Source organism: Mycobacterium sp. NGS59 (assembly GCF_059812345.1).
In genome coordinates this window covers 211,893-232,320 of sequence record NZ_JCALCN010000001.1, presented here as the reverse complement: position 1 = coordinate 232,320, position 20,428 = coordinate 211,893, and the positions used below count along the sequence as shown (strand labels likewise).

18 protein-coding genes are annotated in these 20,428 nt (G+C 68.0%); 2 read left to right on the top strand and 16 right to left on the bottom strand.

Annotated elements, in window-relative coordinates; genetic code table 11:
* Window position 1: 1 nt before the first annotated feature.
* Window positions 2-1,648: a GMC oxidoreductase gene (locus AC5Y46_RS01030; RefSeq protein WP_499944504.1), complete on the bottom strand. Its 1,647-nt coding sequence runs from the start codon at window positions 1,646-1,648 to the stop codon at window positions 2-4.
* 182 nt (window positions 1,649-1,830) lie between these two features.
* Here AC5Y46_RS01030 and AC5Y46_RS01025 point away from each other — a divergent pair, with 182 nt between their 5' ends.
* Window positions 1,831-2,988, top strand: coding sequence for an alkane 1-monooxygenase (locus AC5Y46_RS01025; protein WP_499944598.1), 1,158 nt, complete (start codon window positions 1,831-1,833; stop codon window positions 2,986-2,988).
* Window positions 2,940-3,503: a pyridoxamine 5'-phosphate oxidase family protein gene (locus AC5Y46_RS01020; protein WP_499944503.1), complete on the top strand. Its 564-nt coding sequence runs from the start codon at window positions 2,940-2,942 to the stop codon at window positions 3,501-3,503. Before AC5Y46_RS01025 ends, AC5Y46_RS01020 begins: the two co-directional genes overlap by 49 nt.
* A 77-nt stretch (window positions 3,504-3,580) precedes the next feature.
* On the opposite strand, the gene metK is transcribed toward AC5Y46_RS01020, so the two are convergent.
* The 15 genes from metK to AC5Y46_RS00945 form a co-directional block, all read right to left on the bottom strand.
* A complete protein-coding gene (gene metK / locus AC5Y46_RS01015; protein ID WP_499944502.1) occupies window positions 3,581-4,792 on the bottom strand; it encodes a methionine adenosyltransferase in 1,212 nt (403 codons plus the stop codon).
* A gap of 130 nt (window positions 4,793-4,922) precedes the next feature.
* Window positions 4,923-6,197, bottom strand: coding sequence for a bifunctional phosphopantothenoylcysteine decarboxylase/phosphopantothenate--cysteine ligase CoaBC (gene coaBC, locus AC5Y46_RS01010; protein ID WP_499944501.1), 1,275 nt, complete (start codon window positions 6,195-6,197; stop codon window positions 4,923-4,925).
* A gap of 17 nt (window positions 6,198-6,214) precedes the next feature.
* Window positions 6,215-6,541 carry a DNA-directed RNA polymerase subunit omega gene (gene rpoZ, locus AC5Y46_RS01005; RefSeq protein ID WP_499944500.1) on the bottom strand — a complete coding sequence of 109 codons (327 nt, stop codon included), beginning with the start codon at window positions 6,539-6,541 and terminating at the stop codon, window positions 6,215-6,217.
* Between the two features lie 69 nt (window positions 6,542-6,610).
* Window positions 6,611-7,201, bottom strand: a complete 591-nt coding sequence (gene gmk, locus AC5Y46_RS01000) for a guanylate kinase (RefSeq protein WP_499944499.1) — start codon at window positions 7,199-7,201, stop codon at window positions 6,611-6,613.
* A gap of 82 nt (window positions 7,202-7,283) precedes the next feature.
* On the bottom strand, window positions 7,284-7,598 hold the full coding sequence (gene mihF / locus AC5Y46_RS00995) for an integration host factor, actinobacterial type (RefSeq protein WP_007171927.1): 315 nt from the start codon (window positions 7,596-7,598) through the stop codon (window positions 7,284-7,286).
* A gap of 360 nt (window positions 7,599-7,958) precedes the next feature.
* Window positions 7,959-8,774, bottom strand: coding sequence for an orotidine-5'-phosphate decarboxylase (gene pyrF, locus AC5Y46_RS00990; protein ID WP_499944498.1), 816 nt, complete (start codon window positions 8,772-8,774; stop codon window positions 7,959-7,961).
* Complete coding sequence (carB, locus tag AC5Y46_RS00985; RefSeq protein ID WP_499944497.1) at window positions 8,767-12,126, bottom strand: carbamoyl-phosphate synthase large subunit; 3,360 nt, start codon at window positions 12,124-12,126, stop codon at window positions 8,767-8,769. Before carB ends, pyrF begins: the two co-directional genes overlap by 8 nt.
* Before the next feature lie 91 nt (window positions 12,127-12,217).
* A complete protein-coding gene (gene carA / locus AC5Y46_RS00980; RefSeq protein ID WP_499944496.1) occupies window positions 12,218-13,336 on the bottom strand; it encodes a glutamine-hydrolyzing carbamoyl-phosphate synthase small subunit in 1,119 nt (372 codons plus the stop codon).
* Window positions 13,329-13,835 (bottom strand): PH-like domain-containing protein, encoded by a 507-nt coding sequence (locus tag AC5Y46_RS00975; RefSeq protein ID WP_499944495.1) that lies wholly within the window; start codon window positions 13,833-13,835, stop codon window positions 13,329-13,331. Before AC5Y46_RS00975 ends, carA begins: the two co-directional genes overlap by 8 nt.
* Entirely contained in the window at window positions 13,832-15,124 is a 1,293-nt protein-coding gene (locus tag AC5Y46_RS00970; protein WP_499989794.1) for a dihydroorotase, read from the bottom strand. The genes AC5Y46_RS00975 and AC5Y46_RS00970 overlap by 4 nt, the downstream gene beginning before the upstream one ends.
* Complete coding sequence (locus AC5Y46_RS00965) at window positions 15,121-16,065, bottom strand: aspartate carbamoyltransferase catalytic subunit (protein WP_499989793.1); 945 nt, start codon at window positions 16,063-16,065, stop codon at window positions 15,121-15,123. The genes AC5Y46_RS00970 and AC5Y46_RS00965 overlap by 4 nt, the downstream gene beginning before the upstream one ends.
* Window positions 16,062-16,616 (bottom strand): bifunctional pyr operon transcriptional regulator/uracil phosphoribosyltransferase PyrR, encoded by a 555-nt coding sequence (pyrR, locus tag AC5Y46_RS00960; protein WP_499944492.1) that lies wholly within the window; start codon window positions 16,614-16,616, stop codon window positions 16,062-16,064. The genes AC5Y46_RS00965 and pyrR overlap by 4 nt, the downstream gene beginning before the upstream one ends.
* Window positions 16,617-16,777: 161 nt before the next feature.
* Window positions 16,778-17,206, bottom strand: a complete 429-nt coding sequence (locus AC5Y46_RS00955; protein WP_499989792.1) for a cellulose-binding domain-containing protein — start codon at window positions 17,204-17,206, stop codon at window positions 16,778-16,780.
* A gap of 101 nt (window positions 17,207-17,307) precedes the next feature.
* A complete protein-coding gene (locus tag AC5Y46_RS00950) occupies window positions 17,308-19,083 on the bottom strand; it encodes a PPE family protein (protein WP_499944490.1) in 1,776 nt (591 codons plus the stop codon).
* 364 nt (window positions 19,084-19,447) lie between these two features.
* A complete protein-coding gene (locus AC5Y46_RS00945) occupies window positions 19,448-20,425 on the bottom strand; it encodes a sulfotransferase domain-containing protein (protein WP_499944489.1) in 978 nt (325 codons plus the stop codon).
* Window positions 20,426-20,428: the final 3 nt, after the last annotated feature.

Genomic DNA, 20,428 nt, shown 5'->3' with positions numbered 1-20,428 from the left:
CCTACTTTCGGCCCTGCAGGATCCCTTCGATGTTGCGTTCGGCCAGTGCGGTGATGGTCATGAACGGGTTGCAGCCCAGATAGCCGGGCAGCAGCGACGCGTCGTTGACATACAACTTGGGATAACCGTTGACCCGGCCGTAGGTGTCGGTGGCTTTGCCCCGCACCACCCCGCCCATCGGGTGAACGGTGTTGGGGGCGAGGGCTTTCCCTTCGAACAGGTCATCCCGGTAGTCGACCCCGTTGGCGTGGGTCACTTTGTCGAACACCAGTTTGGCTCTGCTGCGCAGGTTTTCGGTGTAGCCCTCGGGCCAGTCGATGCGGATCGCATCGGTTCCCCGGTCGTAGCGGATGTCGGCACGGTCGCCGGTGCGCACCATCGCGTAGTAACCCAACGCGAACGTCTCGACCGGTAGCGGAAGCGAGAACATACTGGCGTACACCGGATTCACCGGATCGTTTCGGCCGTCGAGGTTGATCATGCCCATCAGCGATTGCTGGGTGCCGGCGGGGTCTGCGGACGCCAGGTTGTGCGCGACCATGATGTCGCCGTTGTTGCCGTAGCCGCGGCCGATCTCCTCGCTGAGGTCCGGCAGCGCCCCGGTCTCCCTGGCCCGCAGCAACAGCTCGGTGGTCCCCAGCACCCCGGCATTGAGATGCAGTTCGTTGCAGCCGATTTCGTCCCGGCGTACCTCCTTGCCGAAGCGGTCTATCTCACGGGTCGAGACGACGTACTCACCGGAGCGCTCGCGCCGGATTCCGGTGACCTCGGTGAGCGGGCGCAGGGTGACCTTGCCGGTGGCCAGTGCGGCTGCGATGTAGGTCTGATCGACGCTGCCGAACCGGCCGTAGTTGTTGCCGTACTGCTGCTCGAAATCCAGCGAGGAACGCGGAACCTGGCCTGCCTCTTCGCGTCTCATATAGTCGAACGAGTAGGCGCTGCCGTTGTAATCGACTTTGTAGCCCGCCGCCGCGGCATATTGCCGGCCGACTCGCGCGTACTGGAACCAGGGCGTGTGCTCGAACCACTCCGGGTCGCGATAACTGATGTGCAGCATGGTCTTCGCGCGTTCGATGTAGGTTCCCAGGAAGACGGCGGGATCGATGTCCGGGAAAGCCGCACGCAACTGGTCCGGGGTGGGGATCGCCGCGATTGCGGCATTGATCATCGACCCACCGCCGACGCCAATGCCGCGGAACACGCTGTGCGCCCCGTGCACCACCTTGTCGCAGATCCCGGCCTGAACGGGCTGTGCGGACGGCGCGTTCCTGGCCACCTGTTCCATCGAGACACCGCGAAACGACGGCACCAGGCTGGGCGGGACCGACGTGAACCATCCCGCCCGGTTGTCGGCGGGCAGCATCCTGGAGAAACGCTTGCCGTCGGCGTCGGCGGCGTCCCAGTGGCGACCTTTCTCCAGGATCAGGGTGGTGACGCCGGCTTCACCGAGACGTAGCGCCGTCACCCCGCCGCCGTAACCGCTGCCGATCACGAGAGCCGGGTAATGGGGACGGGGACTCGCCGCCGGCTCCTCGCGGCGTGTTCCGAGTTCGACGACCCCGGCGCCCAGCGCCCCGACGGCAATGCCGGCCGCGGCTCCCAGGAACCGGCGGCGCGTGAAGGCGCTTCCGCGCGGTGCGCTGCTCATCTCTTAGCTCTCCTAGAAGCCAACCGAGTATCAGCTAATTACCGGTTTAAGCATACTCAAAGTATGGTACTACCGCTAGTATGAAGGTGTTGGTACGCCTCAAGGCAGAGTTACAACCCGGTGAATTCGGCTTCGGACAAGGCTCCCCCGGCACGTGGACGGATCCGAAAAGGTACCTGTGGATGCTCGGGGCGGGCGTCCCCGTGCTGGTCCTGGCGTCCTGGCTGCTGGTGCTGACGACCGGAGTGGCAGCGTTCTGGTGGACCGGTTCGGTGCTGGCCTTCGTGGTGGTTCCGGTTCTCGACCGTCTGGTGGGATCGGACTCGGACAATCCGCCGGACAGTGTTCTCGCGTCGCTGGAAAACAACCGGTTCTATCGCTGGGCGACCTATCTCTACCTGCCCCACCAGTACGGGATGCTGATCCTCGCGTGCTGGCTCTGGGCCGGCGGCGGTTGGGTGGTGATGGGTTTCGCCGACAAGGTGGGGCTGATGATGACGGTCGGTCTGATCGGCGGACTCGCGATCAACGCTGCGCACAACCTGGGTCACACCCGGGAGGACTTCGAGCGTCGGCTTTCCAAGATCGCGCTTGCGCAGACGTGCTACGGCCACTTCTTCGTCGAGCACAACCGCGGACACCATGTTCGGGTGGCGACACCCGAGGACCCTGCCAGCGCGCGCCTCGGCGAGAGTCTCTACGCGTTCCTGGCACGTTCGGTTGTCGGCAGTCTGCGGTCTGCCTGGCAGTTGGAGTCGCGAAGGTTGGCCAAGTCGAGCAAGTCGGCCTGGACGCTGCACAATCATGCCGTCAGCGCCTGGCTGCTCAGCATCCTGCTGTTCGCCGTGCTGGCGGTGTGGTTCCGGCCCGTCGTGCTGCCGTGGCTGATCGGGCAGGCCGTCGTCGGCTTCAGCCTGCTCGAGGCGGTCAACTACGTGGAGCATTACGGACTGCGACGACAGAAATTGCCCAGCGGCCGCTACGAACGGGTGCGGGCGTCGCACAGCTGGAACAGCAACTCGATTGTGTCCAACGTGCTGCTGTTCCATCTGCAGCGACATTCGGATCATCACGCCAACCCGCTGCGCGGCTATCAGGCGCTACGCCACGCGCAGGAGGCCCCGCAGCTGCCGACCGGCTACGCGGCGATGCTGGTGCTGGCGGTGTTCCCGCCGCTGTGGCGTAGGGTGATGGACCCCCGCGTGATCGGGTTCTACCAAGGAGACGTCCGGCGTGCCGCGCTGCGGCCTGCTGCTGATCGTGCTGGGGTTCATCGCGTTACGCTCAGCGGATGGCGAAGGAGTTCTCGCACCTCGATGCGTCGCTGCGTGAGTTCATAGCGGAACAGGCCATGTTCTTCGTCGCGACCGCCCCGTCGCAGGGCGGTCGGATCAACCTGTCGCCCAAGGGCTATGCCGACACATTCGCGGTACTCGACGACCACACCGTGGCCTACCTCGACCTGTTCGGCAGCGGCGTGGAAACCATTGCGCACCTGCGGGACAACGGCCGCATCACCATCATGTTCTGCTCGTTCACCCGCAATTCCCGGATCCTGCGGCTGTTCGGCACCGGCCGGGCGCTGCGCCCCGACGACGACGAATTCGCTCGTATCAGAACACATTTCGGGCACCGCCCGGGGATCCGGTCGGCCATCGTCGTCGACGTGGAACGCATCGCCGACGCCTGCGGGTTCTCGGTGCCCTACTACGAACTCGTCGACGAACGGCCCGTCCTGGACGACTTGCACGGCAAGCAGCCGACCGAGGCGTACTCGAAGGTCATCGGCCGCAACCAGCGCAGTATCGACGGGCTGGCCGGGCTGGATCCCGACCACCCGCTACCGCCCGATTAGCCTGCGCGAGCAGACGCAGAATCGCACTGGCGGCGGCCAGATCGTGCGATTCTGCGTCTGCTCGCGGTAGGAGGCGACTAGATGGCGCGCTTGAGGTCGTCGACCTTGTCCAGCTGCTCCCAGGGCAACTCGACATCGGTGCGGCCGAAGTGCCCGTACGCCGCGGTCTGGGCGTAGATCGGCCGCAGCAGGTTCAGGTCGCGGATGATCGCACCCGGACGCAGGTCGAACACCTCGGGGATGATCTTCTCGATCTTGACCGGGTCGACGGCCTCGGTGCCGAACGTCTCGATGAACAGCCCGACCGGCGCTGCCTTGCCGATGGCGTAGGCCACCTGCACCTCGACCCGCTCCGCCAATCCGGCGGCCACCACGTTCTTGGCCACCCAGCGCATCGCATACGCGGCCGAGCGGTCGACCTTGGACGGGTCCTTGCCGGAGAAGGCGCCACCGCCGTGCCGGGCCCAGCCGCCGTAGGTGTCGACGATGATCTTGCGCCCGGTCAGGCCCGCGTCGCCCATCGGGCCGCCCAGGACGAACTTGCCGGTCGGGTTGACCAGCACCCGCGTGTCCGAGGAGTCCAGGGTCGGGTGGTCCAGTTCCCTCAGCACGCTGGTCAGCACATGCTGGCGGATGTCGGGGTCCAGCTGCTTCTCCAGGTCGATCCCGTCGGCGTGCTGCGTGGAGATCACGACGGTGTCCAGCCGCACCGGCACATGGTCCTCGTAGGCGATGGTGACCTGGGTCTTGCCGTCCGGACGCAGGTAGGCCAGCGTCCCGTTCTTGCGGACCTCGGTCAGTCGCCGCGACAGCCGGTGGGCCAGCGCGATCGGCAGCGGCATCAGTTCCGGGGTGTCGTTGATCGCGTACCCGAACATCAGACCCTGGTCACCGGCGCCCTGCAGGTCCAACGGGTCCGCCGCGCCCTCCACGCGGGCCTCGTGCGCGGTGTCGACGCCTTGGGCGATGTCCGGTGACTGCGCCCCGATGCCGATGTTCACCCCGCACGTCTCGCCGTCGAACCCCTTGTCCGACGAGTCGTAACCGATGTCGAGGATGCGGCTGCGGACCGTGTTGGCGATGTCGGCGAACGCCTCCTTCGCCGAGGTCGTCACCTCTCCCACCACGTGAACCTGGCCGGTGGTCACCAGGGTTTCGACCGCGACACGGGAGCGGGGGTCCTGCGCGAGTAGCGCATCGAGGACCGAGTCACTGATTGCATCACAGATCTTGTCCGGATGCCCCTCGGTCACCGATTCGCTGGTGAATAGCCGGCCCTTCTCGCTCACCCTGTGTCCTTCCAGTCGCGCCCGCCCAAAGGTTAGTTAGGCGAATTATTATCTTGGCTCTTACTCAACCGGCTACGCCGGGTTTTTGGCAAATTCGGATGGGCCTCCGATGCTGCTGGCGCCCGACACGTTACTGGGATGTCTCCCTGTTCAGGAACGTGACAATCGCGTCCACAATACGGCTCGCCATCAGGGTTTTGGAGCCGTGCTGCAAAGCCGACTCGGTTCCGTCGGCCGTCAGCAGCCAGCCGTCGTTGCTGTCCACCTCAAACGCCTTGCCCTCGCCGACGGCGTTGACGACCAACAGGTCGCAGCCTTTGCGCTGCAACTTGGCGCGGGCGTGGAACAGCACGTCGCCGTTGGCGTCGCCGGTCTCGGCGGCGAACCCGACGATGGCGCGCATGTTGGGTAGCTGGCCGTGCGAGCGCGCCTGCACCGTCCCGGCCAACACGTCGTCGTTGCGCACCAGCTCGATCGGCGGTGGGCCGACTTGGGTGTCCACGTTCTTTTTGATCTTGGCGGTCGCCACCTCGGTCGGCCGGAAGTCGGCCACCGCGGCCGCCATCACCAGCACGTTCGCCTCCGGGGCGTGCTTGGACACCGCCTCGCCGAGCTGCGCTGCCGAGCTGACGTGCACCACGTTGACGCCGGCCGGGTCGACCAGCCCGGCGGTGTGCCCGGCGATCAGCGTGACCTCCGCCCCGCGCTGGGCGGCCACCCGCGCGACGGCGTAGCCCTGCTTGCCGGAGCTGCGGTTGCCGATGAAACGCACCGGGTCGATCGCCTCGCGGGTGCCGCCGGCGGTCACCAGCACTTTGCATCCTGCCAAGTCGTACGGCAGGGCATCGTGGCGTTCCAGCAGCAGGCGAGCCAGGGTGGTGATCTCCTCGGCCTCGGGCAGCCGTCCGGCGCCGCTGTCGGAGCCGGTCAGGCGCCCCGAGGCGGGCTCGAGCACGATCGCGCCGCGACGGCGCAGCGTGGCGACGTTGTCGACCGTGGCCGGGTGCAACCACATCTCGGTGTGCATCGCCGGCGCGAACAGCACCGGACACCGCGCGGTGAGCAGGGTTGCGGTCAGCAGGTCGTCGGCCCGCCCGGCCACGGCACGGGCCAGCAGGTCAGCGGTGGCCGGCGCGACCACCACCAGGTCGGCCTGCTGGCCGAGTCGCACATGCGGGACTTCGGAGACGTCGTCGAAGACGCCGGTGCGCACCGGCTCACCGGAAAGAGCCTCGAAGGTGGCGGCACCGACGAAGCGCAGCGCGGATTCGGTGGGGATGACGCGGACGTCGTGGCCGGCTTCGGCGAGCTGACGGACAACCGTGCAGGCCTTGTAGGCGGCGATACCGCCGGAGACCCCGACGATTACCCTTTTGGAGCTGCGCTCAGTGCGCTGTCCCTCCATGGCGCGCCGGACCCCTGTTACTCGCCCTCGGTGTGTTCGAGCAGGTCGGCGTGGATCTCACGCATAGCGATCGACAACGGCTTCTCCTGCAGACCGGGCTCGACCAGCGGGCCGACGTACTCGAGGATGCCCTCGCCGAGTTGGTTGTAGTAGTCGTTGATCTGTCGCGCCCGCTTGGCGGCGTAGATCACCAGCGCGTACTTGCTCGAGACGCGGTCCAGCAACTCGTCGATGGGTGGGTTGGTGATGCCCAGCGGGGTGTCGTAGGCACCGGCCCCACCGGCCGCCGGATCGAACTGATCGGGGACGGCGGACAACGACGCCTCGGACTGCGGAATGGTCACGTAGAAAATCTCCTGGCTGCACGAAGCTGCTCATGGGCAGCTTCAAAAGGTCTTCAAAAGGTCAAGTAGTCAAGAACTGGATGGGTTGCTAACCAGCAAGGATACCAATTCGGCGCACGCAGACTCTAATCGACCGTTGACCACCACCACGTCGAAGTCGCCCTGGGCTGCCAATTCGACGCGCGCGGTGTCCAGCCGGCGCCGGATCACATCGGGAGTCTCGGTGCCCCGGCCGACCAGCCTGGCCTCCAGATCCTCCCAGCTCGGGGGGGCCAGGAACACCGTGAGTGCCTCCGGCATGGCTTTCTTGACGGCCCGGGCACCGGCCAGGTCGACCTCGACGAGCACCGGAAACCCGGCCGCGGTGGCCTCGCGCACCGGCGCGGCCAGGGTGCCCGACCGGTGCAGTCCCCCGTGAATGTCCGCCCATTCCAGCAGCTCCCCCTGGTCGATCAGGCGCTGGAACCCGGCCGGGCTGACGAAGTGATAGTCGACGCCGTCGACTTCCCCGGGCCGCGGTGCTCGCGTCGTGGCGGAGACACTGAAGTGCAGGTCCGGGATCCGCTCGCGCAGACACCGAACCACCGTCGACTTGCCGACGGCGGAGGGACCGGACAGCACGACCACGCGGCCTGTGTCCGGTCCCCCGCCCACGCTCATCTGCGCTCCCGGGTCGGTCGCCGGGTTGGATCGCCCGCCTCCTGCTCAGGCCAGCTGGCCCGCATCGTCGGCGGCCGGCCGACTAGGAGCCGAACTTTTCCAGCAGCGCCTTGCGCTGACGGTCGCCGAGCCCACGCAGGCGGCGGGTCGGCGCGATCTCCAGCTCGGTCATGATCTCCTGCGCCTTGACCTTGCCCACCTTCGGCAACGCCTCCAGCAGCGCAGACACCTTCATCTTGCCCAGGACTTCGTCGGTCTCGGCGTCCTTGAGCACCTGGGTGAGGTTGGTGCCACCGCGCTTGAGCCGATCCTTGAGTTCTGCTCGTGCTCGACGTGCGGCAGCAGCCTTCTCCAACGCTGCCGCGCGCTGCTCGTCGGTCAACTGGGGAAGGGCCACGATTCCTCCGTCTCTCATGGATATCTGTTTGTGTCGGCCGGGTAGTTCAGCCAGCGCAGACGACCGTACTCACGGTTCCCGACGAAATCTAACCCGACCCCCCGGTTTGGGGGGCAAACGCCCAGCGTGTGACGACGAGCCAAGGTCGCCGTGGCAGTAACCGGAGTTGCTTGACCGGTTGCGGCCGGCACGACGGCCTTCGCCCATGGACGCTCGGGTAAATCGCCCCCACCAGCGGTTTCAGCCTAGCACCCCGGTTGTCCCGGCAGGGTGATGGTGCCGCGGCGCTCACCGTCGGAGCGTGGCCACGGTTTGCAGTGCCACGGATCACGGATTGGTGTGGCGTGTCCGCGCGTGTCGTCACACCTGAGCCAGGTACGCGACGGTGTCGCGCATGCGTTCGGCGGCCGCGCGCACCTTGGCGACGCTGGGTCCCGCCCGCAGCACCTCCCGGGACACCGCCGGCAGCAGAAACTGCGACGCCGCCCCGCCCAAGCCGGCCAGGGCCTCGGGACGTCCGCCCTGGGCGCCGACCCCGGGCACCAGTACCGGACCGTTCACGGCGCTCAGATCGGGCGCTTCCAGGGCGGTGGCACCGACCACCACCCCGACCGATCCGGTGCCGCCCTGATTGCACGCGGCCACGTGGTCCACGATCATCTGCGCCAGCGTGCGCCCGCCGACGTCGGCGCGCTGCACCGTCGCCCCTTCGGGGTTGGAGGTGGCCGCCAGCACGAACACCCCGCGTTGGTGCGCGGCCGCAACCTCCAGCAGCGGACGCAGCGAGCCGAAGCCGAGATACGGCGAGACCGTGACCGCGTCGGCGGCAAGCGGTGAGTCGCCGGCCCAGGCCGCGGCGTAGGCGGCCATCGTCGACCCGATGTCGCCGCGTTTGGCGTCGGCCAGCACCAGCACCCCGTCGGCCCGCAGCGCGGCGATGGTGCGTTCGAGCACCGCGAAGCCCGCCGACCCGTACGTCTCGAAAAACGCCACCTGCGGCTTCACCACGGCGAAATCGGCGAAGGCGGCCACGCAGATGTCACAGAACGCGGCCAGCCCGTCGGCCGTGACCGGCAGCTCCCAGGCCCGCAACAGGTCGGGATGGGCGTCGATGCCCAGACACAGCGGGCCGCGCTGTGCCTTCGCCTCGACCAGCCGAGCCCCGAAACTAGTCATGCCGGCCGTTGCGCGTGCTGAGGTCGCGATGCAGCTCCTGCAGGGACAGCACGCCGATGTCACCGCGGATGCCGGCCTCGATGCCCTGCACGGCAGCCGAGGCGCCCTGAACCGTTGTGATGCAAGGGATGTTGACCGCCACCGCCGCCGAGCGGATCTCGTAGCCGTCGATGCGCGGGCCGGAGTTGCCGAACGGCGTGTTGATCACCATGTCGACCTCACCGGCGCGGATCGCGTCGATGGCCGAGATCGCCGGACGGCCGTCCTGGGGCGCCTCGAAGTGTTTGCGGACCTCGTCGCACGGAATTCCGTTGCGGCGCAACATCTCCGCCGTGCCCTCGGTGGCCAGGACATGAAAACCCAGGTCGGCCAGGCGCTTTACCGGGAACACCAGCGACCGTTTGTCCCGGTTGGCGACCGACACGAACACGGTGCCCTGGGCGGGCAGTGAGCCGTAGGCGGCGGTCTGGCTCTTGGCGAAAGCGGTGCCGAAATCGCGGTCGATGCCCATGACCTCACCGGTCGACTTCATCTCCGGGCCGAGCAACGAGTCGATGGCGGCACCGTCGGCGCGGCGGAACCGGTGGAACGGCAGCACCGCTTCCTTGACCGCGATCGGGGCGTAGGGGTCCGCGCTGGCGCCGTCGCCGGACTCGGCCAGCAATCCCTCCTTGCGGAGCGCAGAAATGTTGGCGCCCAGCATGACTCGCGCACACGCCTTGGCCAGCGGAATCGCGGTGGCCTTGGAGACGAAGGGAACGGTGCGGCTCGCCCGCGGGTTGGCCTCCAACACGTAGAGGATGTCGTCCTTGAGCGCGTACTGCACGTTGAGCAGGCCGACCACGCCGATGCCGTGGGCGATCGCTTCGGTGGCCTTGCGGACCTTCTCGATGTCGCTGCGGCCCAACGTGACCGGCGGCAACGCGCACGCGGAGTCCCCGGAGTGGATGCCGGCCTCCTCGATGTGCTCCATGATCCCGCCGATGTAGACCTCGGTGCCGTCGCACAGCGCGTCGACGTCGATCTCCACCGCGTCTTCGAGGAAGCGGTCGACGAGCACCGGATGCTCGGGTGAGAGCTCGGTGGCGCGGGTGATGTAGCCCTTGAGTGTCTCTTCGTCGTAGACGATCTCCATGCCGCGGCCGCCCAGCACGTAGGAGGGCCGCACCAGCACCGGGTAACCGATGTCGGCGGCGATCCGGCGGGCTTGGTCGAAGGTGGTGGCGGTGCCGTACTTCGGTGCGGGCAGGCCCGCGGCGTTGAGCAGGTCGCCGAAGGCGCCGCGGTCCTCGGCGAGGTCGATGGCCTCCGGCGGGGTGCCGACGACCGGAACCCCGGCGTCGGCGAGGCGCTGCGCCAGACCCAGCGGGGTCTGGCCGCCGAGTTGGACGATCACGCCGGCCACCCCGGCACCCCCGGCGCCGGACTGCTCCTCGGCGTGGAACACCTCCAGGACGTCCTCGAACGTCAGCGGCTCGAAGTACAGCCGGTCGGCGGTGTCGTAGTCGGTGGACACCGTTTCCGGGTTGCAGTTGACCATCACCGTCTCAAAACCGGCTTGGCTCAACGTGGTTGCCGCGTGCACGCAGCTGTAGTCGAACTCGATGCCCTGTCCGATCCGGTTGGGACCCGAACCGAGGATCAGCACCTTGGGCTTCTCGGTCTGCGGGGCGACCTCGGTCTCGGCGGCCGGGTCGAGTTCGTAGCTGCTGTAGTGGTAGGGCGTCTTGGCCTCGAACTCGGCCGCGCAGGTGTCCACGGTCTTGTACACCGGGTGGATACCCAGTCGCCCGCGCAGCGAGCGCACCCCGTTCTCGCCGGCCAGCTCCGGTCGCAGCGCCGCGATCTGGCGGTCGGAGAGGCCACAGTGCTTGGCGTGCCGCAGCAAGTCGGCGTCGAGCACGGGGGCGTCGACCAGTTCGGCGCGCAGCGCCACCAGTTCGTCGATCTGCGCCACGAACCACGGGTCCACACCGCTGGCCCGGGCCACCTGCTCCACCGAACCGCCCAGCCGCAGCGCCAATTCGATGTCGTAGAGCCGACCTTCGGTAGGGCTCTGCAGCCGGGTCAGCACCTGGTCGAGGGACGAGTCCGGCGGATCGGGCTTGGTCCAGAACCCGGCGCGGGTGGTTTCCAGCGACCGCATCACTTTGCCGAGCGCCTCGACGAAGTTGCGGCCCAACGACATTGCCTCACCGACGGACTTCATCGTGGTGGTCAGCGTGGCGTCGGCGCCGGGGAACTTCTCGAACGCGAACCGCGGCGCCTTGACCACCACGTAGTCCAGGGTGGGTTCGAAGCAGGCCGGCGTCTCCTTGGTGATGTCGTTGACGATCTCGTCGAGGGTGTAGCCGATGGCCAGTTTCGCGGCGATCTTGGCGATCGGGAAGCCGGTGGCCTTGGAAGCCAATGCGCTGGAACGTGATACGCGCGGGTTCATCTCGATGACGATGAGCCGGCCGTCGCTGGGGTTGACGGCGAACTGGATGTTGCAGCCGCCGGTGTCCACGCCGACCTCGCGCAGGATCGCGATGCCCAGGTCGCGCATGCGCTGGTACTCCCGGTCGGTGAGCGTCATCGCGGGCGCCACGGTGACCGAGTCGCCGGTGTGCACACCCATCGGGTCGACGTTCTCGATCGAGCACACCACCACCACGTTGTCGTGGCCGTCGCGCATCAACTCGAGCTCGAATTCCTTCCACCCGTAGATCGATTCCTCGATCAGCACGTTGGCGCTGGGGCTGGCGGCCAGCCCGGCGCCGGCCATCCGGTCGACCTCGTCGATGGAACTGGCCATGCCCGAACCCAATCCGCCCATGGTGAAACTGGGGCGCACCACCACCGGCAGACCCAGCTCCTCGACCGTGTCCCGGACTTCCTCCATGGTGAAACACACTCGGCTGCGCGCGGATTCACCGCCGACCTTGGTGACGATGTCCTTGAACCGCTGCCTGTCCTCACCGCGCTGGATGGCGTCGATGTCGGCGCCGATGAGTTCGACCCCGTACCGTTCCAGGGCGCCGTTTTCGAACAGCGCGACCGCGGTGTTGAGCGCGGTCTGGCCGCCCAGGGTGGCCAGCAGGGCGTCGATCTTGTTGCCCCGCTCGGCTTGCTGGGCGATCACCTTCTCGACGAACGCCGGGGTGATGGGCTCGATGTAGGTGAAGTCGGCGTACTCGGGATCGGTCATGATGGTCGCCGGATTGGAGTTGATCAGGCTGACCTGCAACCCCTCGGCGCGCAGCACCCGGCAGGCCTGGGTGCCGGAGTAGTCGAATTCGGCAGCCTGTCCGATGACGATCGGGCCGGAGCCGATCACCAGCACATGGTTGAGGTCGCTCCGCCGCGGCACTAGCTGTTCCCTTCGTAGGCGCGAAGGTGCGCAAATGTACAAGCTTGACGGCGTGTCGCCGTACATGTGTGCACGCTCGGCAGCGTCGGCATCAGCGGTTCCCTTCCATCAGCTCGATGAACTGGTCGAACAGGTACTCCGCATCGTGCGGCCCGGCGGCCGACTCCGGATGGTATTGCACCGAAAATGCCTTGCCGTTCTTCAGTTTGACCCCTTCGACGACGCCGTCGTTGGCACAGGTGTGGCTGACTTCGGCCGCACCGAAGGGGGTGTCGAAGGACTGGCCGGCCTCCCCTTCGAGGGCGAACCCGTGGTTCTGCGCGGTCACCGCGACCCGTCCGGTGGCGTGGTCGATCACCGGAATGTTGATCCCGCGGTGGCCGAACACCATTTTGTACGTCGACAGCCCCAGCGCGCGGCCCAGGATCTGGTTGCCGAAACAGATTCCGAACAGCGGGATTCCGGCCCCGAGCACGTCACGGGTGAGCGCGACGGTGTGGTCGGCGGTGGCCGGGTCACCGGGGCCGTTGGAGAGAAAGACACCGTCGGGTTGCAGGTCGGTGATCTGCTCGAAGGTCACCGACGCCGGCAGCACGTGGCTGCGGATCCCGCGCTTGGCGAAGTTGCGCGGCGTGTTGGTCTTGATGCCCAGGTCCAGTGCCGCCACGGTAAACCGGTGCGGGCCTTCGGGTTCGACGAGGTAGGAGTCGGGCGTGCTGACCTCGCCGGCCAGGTCGGCGCCCAGCATCGCGTCCTGCCCGCGCACCCGTTCGATCAACTCGTCGGGGTCGGCCAGGGCCGCGCCGGAGAACACGCCCGCTTTCATCGAGCCGCGGCTGCGCAGGTGGCGCACCACCGCCCTGGTGTCGATGCCGGAGATCCCGACGATGCGCTGACGCACCAGCTCGTCCTCGAGAGTTCCGGTGGCGCGCCAGTTCGAGGCGCGCGGCGACGGGTCGCGCACGGCGTAGCCGGCCACCCAGATCTTGTCGCCACGGCTCTCGGCGTCCTCACCGTTCCACCCGGTGTTGCCGATCTGCGGTGCGGTGGCCACCACGATCTGACGGTGATAGCTGGGGTCGGTCAGGGTCTCCTGGTAACCGGACATGCCGGTGCTGAACACGGCCTCCCCCAGCGTCTGGCCGATCGCCCCGAACGGTGTGCCGGTGAAGACGCGACCGTCCTCGAGCACCAGCAACGCCTTACTCACAGGAGGCCTCCTCTTCCAGCCATTTCGCATACTCGTCGCGGTTGTTCGCGCGGAATCCGGTGTCGATCACGGTGCCCGACGGCAGCCGCCACCGGATCGCCAGGATCCCGTTGCGCGGGCCCACCTTGCCGACGATGCCACGTTCGCAACGGATGTCCTTGACCGACGACTGCGGAATCCAGATCGGTTGCGCGCGAATGCGTTCCACCAGGATCCCGGCCGGATAACGGATCAGCACCGCCTTGCTGCGGTAGCCCAGATCGCCGGCCGCGACCCGGTCGTTCCAGGCCGGCGACAACGAACAGCCGACGTAGAGCCCAGGTGTGGTGATCGACGCGGCACCGAACTCGACGGGCAACTCGGGCAGGTCGCCGACCAACTCCACCTGCCGTTCGGCGCGGCGCCGCCAGCCACGCACCATCAGCTGGATCACCACCGCCAGCACCACCACCAGGACCGCCGCGAAGATCAGCGATCCCACAAAGGTGCCTGAGTTCATGCCGGACTCTTCCCGTCCCGGGCGGTGACCTTGCCGCGCAACAGGGTCGCGGTCACCGTCGCCGGGAGCGTCATCGATTCGTAGGGGGTGTTGGCCGACCGACTGGCCAAACCGTCGCCGGTGACGGTCCAGGTGGCGTCGGGATCGACCACCGTCAGGTTGGCCGGCTCGCCGACCTCGAGCGGGCGGCCCTGATCGGGCAGGCCGACGATGCGCGCCGGGTTCTCGCTCATCACCCGGGCCACGTCGCGCCAACTCAACAGGCCCGGCTGCACCATCGTCTGCACCACCACCGACAGCGCGGTCTGCAGCCCCAGCATGCCGGGTCGCGCGGCGGAGAACTCGACACATTTCTCGTGCTCGGCGTGCGGGGCGTGATCGGTGGCCACACAGTCGATGATCCCGTCGGCCAGCGCCTGACGCAGTGCGACCGCGTCCGAAGCTTCCCGCAGCGGGGGGTTGACCCGGTTGCGGCCGTCGTAACTGGCAAGTCGGCTGTCGTCCAGCAGCAGGTGATGCGGGGTGACCTCGGCGGTGATCGAAATGCCTTGTTCCTTGGCCCATTTCAGGAGCTCCACGGTGCCCGCGGTAGAGGCGTGACAGATGTGCACCCGGGCGCCGGCGTCCCGGGCCAGCAAGGCGTCGCGGGCGACGATGGATTCTTCGGCGGCCCTCGGCCATCCGGATAGCCCGAGCCGCGCGGCCGCGGGCCCCTCGTGCGCGACGGCGCCGACGGTCAGTCGGGGTTCCTCGGCGTGCTGGGCGATCAGCACGCCCAGACCGGTGGCGTATTCCAGCGCGCGGCGCATCACCAGCGGGTCGTGCACGCAGATGCCGTCGTCGGAGAACATCCGTACCCCGGCGACGCCGGCGTTCATCATGCCCATCTCGGTGAGCTCTTTGCCGGCCAGCCCGACGGTGACCGCGCCGACCGGGTGCACGTCGACCAGACCGACCTGCTGGCCGCGATGCCACACGTGGTCGGTAACCACCGGGCTGTCGGCGACGGGGTTGGTGTTGGCCATCGCGAACACCGCGGTGTAACCGCCGAGAGCCGCTGCGGCCGAGCCGGTTTCGATGTCCTCGGCGTATTCGCGGCCGGGCTCGCGCAGGTGGGTGTGCAGGTCGACGAAGCCGGGCAGCAGGATCTGGCCGGTGGCGTCGATGACGTCGGCCAGGTCCGGAATGTCCAGGCCCGGACCGATTTCAGCGATCTGGGAGTCGTCGACCAGAACGTCGACGGGATCCCCTTCGCCGTAGCGCCGGACGCCTCGGATCAACACGCTCACGCCGCGACCTCCTCCGCCCCGACGAGCACATGGAACAGAACCGCCATCCGCACGTGCACACCATTGGAAACCTGTTGCAGCACAGCCGATTGCGAAGAGTCAGCCACCGACGACGAGATCTCCATGCCGCGCAGCATGGGACCGGGGTGCAGCACGACGGCGTGGCCGGGCAGCAGCGCCTGCCGCCGGGCGGACAACCCGTACAGGGTCGAGTATTCGCGCACCGACGGGAAGAACCCGCCGTTCATCCGTTCGGCCTGCACCCGCAGCATCAGCACCGCATCGGCGACGGGCAGTTCGGCGTCGAAGTCGTTGGACACGGTGACCGGCCAGTTCTCGACACCGCGCGGCAGCAGGGTCGGCGGGGCTACCAGCACCACCTCGGCACCCAGCGTGTGCAGCAGCATGACGTTGGAACGCGCCACCCGGCTGTGCAGGATGTCGCCGACGATCACGATGCGGCGGCCCTCGATGCCGCCGAGGCGTTGCCGCACGGTCAGCGCGTCCAGCAGCGCCTGGGTGGGATGCTCGTGGGTGCCGTCGCCGGCGTTGATCACCGACGGGCCGTCCTTGTGGCTGGTCCAGTCCGCCAGCAGGTGCGCCGCGCCGGACGCGGGATGCCGGATGATCAACGCGTCGGCGCCAGCCGCCCGCAGCGTCAGCGCGGTGTCGCGCAACGACTCGCCCTTGCCGACCGAGGATCCGGACGCGCTGACGTTGATCACGTCGGCGCTCATCCACTTGCCGGCCACCTCGAACGACACCCGGGTGCGGGTGGAGTTCTCGTAGAACATGGTGACGATGGTGCGGCCGCGCAGCGTCGGCAGCTTCTTGATGTCGCGGCCCACCAGCGCCTGCGCGAACCGGTCGGCGTCGTCGAGGATCGCGGTGGCCTCATCGCGGCTCAGGTCGCCCGCGGCCAACAGATGCCGCGGGGTCATCGGGTGATCACCACCGCGTCGTGACCGTCGTCTTCGCGTAGTTGGACGTGCACGCTCTCGCTGCGCGAGGTGGGCACGTTCTTGCCGACGTAGTCGGCGCGCACCGGTAGTTCGCGGTGGCCGCGGTCGACGAGTACGGCCAGCTGCACGGCGCGGGGGCGGCCCACGTCACGCAGGGCGTCCAGGGCGGAGCGGGTGGAGCGTCCGGAGTAGAGCACGTCGTCGACGAGGATGACCAGCGCGTCGTCGATGCCGCCGACCGGGATGGATGTCGCTTCCAGTGGCCGCGGCGGTTTGATCATCAGGTCGTCGCGGTAGAGGGTGATGTCCAGTGACCCGTGGCCGACCTTGACGCCGCTGTATTCGGCGATGTTAGCGGCCAGCCGGTCCGCGAGCGTCACGCCACGGGTCGGGATGCCGAGCAGCACCACCCGATTGGAGTCGGGGTTGTCCAGTGCGGTCTTCTCGATGATCTGATGGGCCATGCGCGAGATGGTGCGACCGACGTCGGCCGCTGACATCAACTCCCGCGGTTCTGCGGCAGCACCCATACGAGAAATTGACCTCCTTCTCCGCCTCTCTGGACGGTCCGTTAAAGGATGTCGGCTGCCGGGCAGCCTAACACGCGTGCTCGGCACCCGTGGCGAGCAGACGCAAAAGCCCCCATTTCCTGCGGAAATGAGGGGCTTTTGCGTCTGCTCGCCCTAGGTGCTCAGGTGCAGGGAACCTGCCGGTTCAGCTGACAGTTCGACGGGGGCGAGTAGGTACCACTCAGCACACCCCGGAAGCCGCCAGTGGCCGAGCCGCCCGGGGCAATGCTGCGATTCCAATTCGCGGGACTGACGACATAGTGCGTGCCCGCTTGGGAGACGGTGCTGTTCCACGCGTGCGAGATGGACTGACCGACCGGCATGTCGAACTCCAGCCTCCAGTCGGTCAACGGTGCCATGCTGGCATTGGTGATGCTGTAGCGGGCGATGAAACCGTCCTGCCACGTGTGCTCCACCACCAGCGTCGCCGACGCCGCCGCCGCCTGAGCGACGGGTGCCGCACCCAGGGCGGAAATGCCGATCACGAATACCGACAACACCACGTGAAGCGCTGTGCGCCAGAGCTTTACGCAACGGTTTAGTCCGGTCATAGGAGCCAACACTATAGCCGCACGACCGGTGGCGGCCCTGCCACCACGGGTGTGCTGCGGGAACTTTGCCCAACTGCAACCGTGACGAAATCTGCGTCCGGTCAACCGGGCAGACCTGGACTCCCGTTGGCGGTGTTGCCGAAACCACCGAAACCGCCGGCGCCGTCCGCGTCGCCGAAGCCGTTGCCCCCGTTGCCACCGTTGCCGCCGAATCCGTCGACGCCGCCGAAACCGTTGCCGCCGTTGCCGCCGTTGCCACCGGGCGCGACGATGCCGCCGTCGTTGCCGTCGCCGCCGCTACCGCCCCGGGCGACCCCACCGGCGTCGGCGTCTCCGCCGCCACCACCCACACCGCCGTTGCCGGTCAGTCCGCCGCTGCCACCGTCGCCGCCCTGGCCACCGTTCGCGTTGCCGTTGGTGGAGCGGGCGTCACCGCCGAGTCCGCCGAAGCCGCCGGTGCCGGATCCGGCTGAGCTGCCGCCGTTTCCACCGTTTCCGCCGTTGGCCGTCCCATTCACGGTCTGGGCGATGCCACCGTTGCCACCGGGGCCGGCGTTGCCGATCACCGACGCGCCGCCGTTGCCGCCGTTCCCGCCGGTCGCGCCGGTCACGCCGATCAGGTCGTTGCCACCGGCACCGCCCGCGCCTCCGCTGCCGAAATCGCCTGCGGCACCGCCATTGCCGCCGTCGCCGGCGCCGGCGGTGACGGTGGCCTGTCCGCCGTTTCCGCCGTTGCCGCCACTGCCCGCCAGCGAGGCCCCGGCTCCCCCGTCGCCCCCGTCGCCGCCGAACAACGAACTGCCGCCGCTACCGCCGTTGCCGAACATGACCGCCGCGGCCCCACCGTCACCGCCGTTGCCCGATTCGCTGGAGCCGCCGTCGCCGCCGCTGCCGGCGATCGCACCGCCGCTACCTCCGGCACCGCCGTTGCCCGACGCGCTGAAGCCACCACTGCCGCCGTTGCCGGCGATCGCGCCACCGCTGCCGCCGTTGCCGCCGGGTTGACCCAGTCCGGTGGCCGCACCTCCGGCTCCGCCGAAACCGAACAGGCCGGTGTTGCCGCCCTGGCCGCCGGCCGCGCCGGCACCGCCCGCGCCACCGCTGCCCAGCAGCAGGCCGCCGGTACCGCCGGCGCCCCCGAGACGGTCAACGCTGCTGCCCCCGTTTCCGCCGTTTCCGAGCAGCCCGGCCGCGCCGCCGGCGCCACCGCTCTCCCCCGGCGCGGTCGTCGAGAAACCGTTGCCGCCGCTGCCGAGCAGCAGCCCGCCGGCACCGCCTGCGGGGCGGCTCGCGGTGCCGTCCGCACCATTGCCGATCAGCGGGCGCCCCAACATGAACTGCGTGGGCGCATTGACGACGTCGAGGACGGCGGTCCACGGCGTCAGTTGGGCCGCGGCAGCCGAGACCCCGCCGTGGTAGCCGATCATCGCGCTCACGTCGCGTGCCCACATTTCCTCGTACACGGACTCCGCCGCGGCAATCGCGGGTGCGTTCTGCCCGAACAGGTTCGAGACGACCAGCGCCACCAGATTCTGCCGGTTGGCCGCCACCATCAGCGGACGCACCGTGGCCGCCTGTGCCACCTCGAACGCACTGATCACGGCTTGCGCTTGGGTTGCCGCCGATTCCGCTTGCGCCGCAGCCACATTCAAGAAGCTCGCATATCTGGCCGCGGTCGCGGCCATCGCGGTCGACGCACTACCCTGCCATGCTTGTCCCGCGAGATCGGAGATCACCGACGAGAACGAACCGGCCGAGGTGGTCAGCTCCGCGGCGAGTCCCTGCCAGGATGTCGCGGCGGCCACCATCGGCCCCACGCCGGCGCCGGAAAACATCAGCGCCGAATTGACCTCCGGCGGCAGCACGAAAAAACTCATTGCAGGTTCCCTCCCAAAACCGACACACGACCCCGTCAGATCATCAGTCGTGCTCGCTGTCGGCGTGGCCGAACCTGGCAAGTGTTCGTTCTCTGGACAGCGAGAGGACACGGACGGCCGGCGGATTCCTGTTCGGCGCAGGCGGTTCGGACGGGCTGGCGTGAAGCCTGGGCGTTGCGCGTGAAGCCTGGGCGTTGCGCGTGAAGCCTGGGCGTTGCGCGTGAAGCCTGGGCGGGATCCTGCCGAATTTCTCGCCCAGGCTTCACCCTCAAAGCCCTCAGTTCACAATCAACCCCAAGACTTCACAACCGAAGTCATGCCGCCGGCCCAAACGCCCGACCGCGTGAACCGTGCTCCGCGACGCCTAGATCTCGGGATCACACCCCCGGCGTCCTTCGTGCGCCCAGGCCAGCAGATCCGGCGCAGCCAACTGGTTGATCCGGTCGTTGTAGCGGCGGTACTCGGGAAAACCGAAGTACTGCTGCCACTCCCCACACCCGCCCCGGCGGAAGAACCGTTCGTCGCTGTGCCAGATGCCGTCGGTGGTGTTCGGCGCGATCTCGGTGGCACGCGAGCGCATCTCGTCCAGCGAGGCGTACCTGGCCAGCTGCTGCGCGCGGTCCCGCGTCAGGTCAATGCCGAGGGCCGCCGCGAGCCGGACGAACTCGGTGACCAGGTCGGTCTGAAAGTCGACGTAGTGAAACAGCGCGACGTTGGGTCTGTGGCGCAGTTCCCAGGACTTGCCGAACTGGTCGAGGATGTTCGCCAACGTGCCGATACCGCGCGGCGGGGCGAATCCCAGTCCCGGCGGCGGATGCGCCGGTCCCTCCATCCAGTCCCGAAACTCCTCGACCGGGTGCCGCATGGCCGGCCAGGGTTCCGGCGAGCGCGTCGAACCGTGCTGCTCGCCGGCCGGCAGCGCGGCTTCATACAGCGCACGGGCGCGGTCCCGGTCCATGTTGGCGGACTGATGCAGCATCGACACCGCGGCGTCGCGAGGATCACGACCGACGCAGATGTAGGTGATCCGGTCATCGAGGACCAGGCCGTCCAGCGGGGTGTGGGTCTTGATGAAGCGACGATGCTGCTGCGCTTCGAGAACGGCAACCACCTCGTCGAGGGGGCGGATCGTCTGGTCGAACCACGGCGACACCGTCGACAACGGCCCCGGCAGGTCCGGTCCGTCGAAAACCAGCAGCGAAACCAGCCGCTGCGTCCACGTCATGCCGCATTTCGACGGCGTCGTGATGATGACGTCGCCGGCGCGCGGCTCCAGCGCGTCCCACCGCGTGTTGTCGGTCATCAGCGACCGGTACAGAACCCGGTTCAATTCCCTACTCATTGC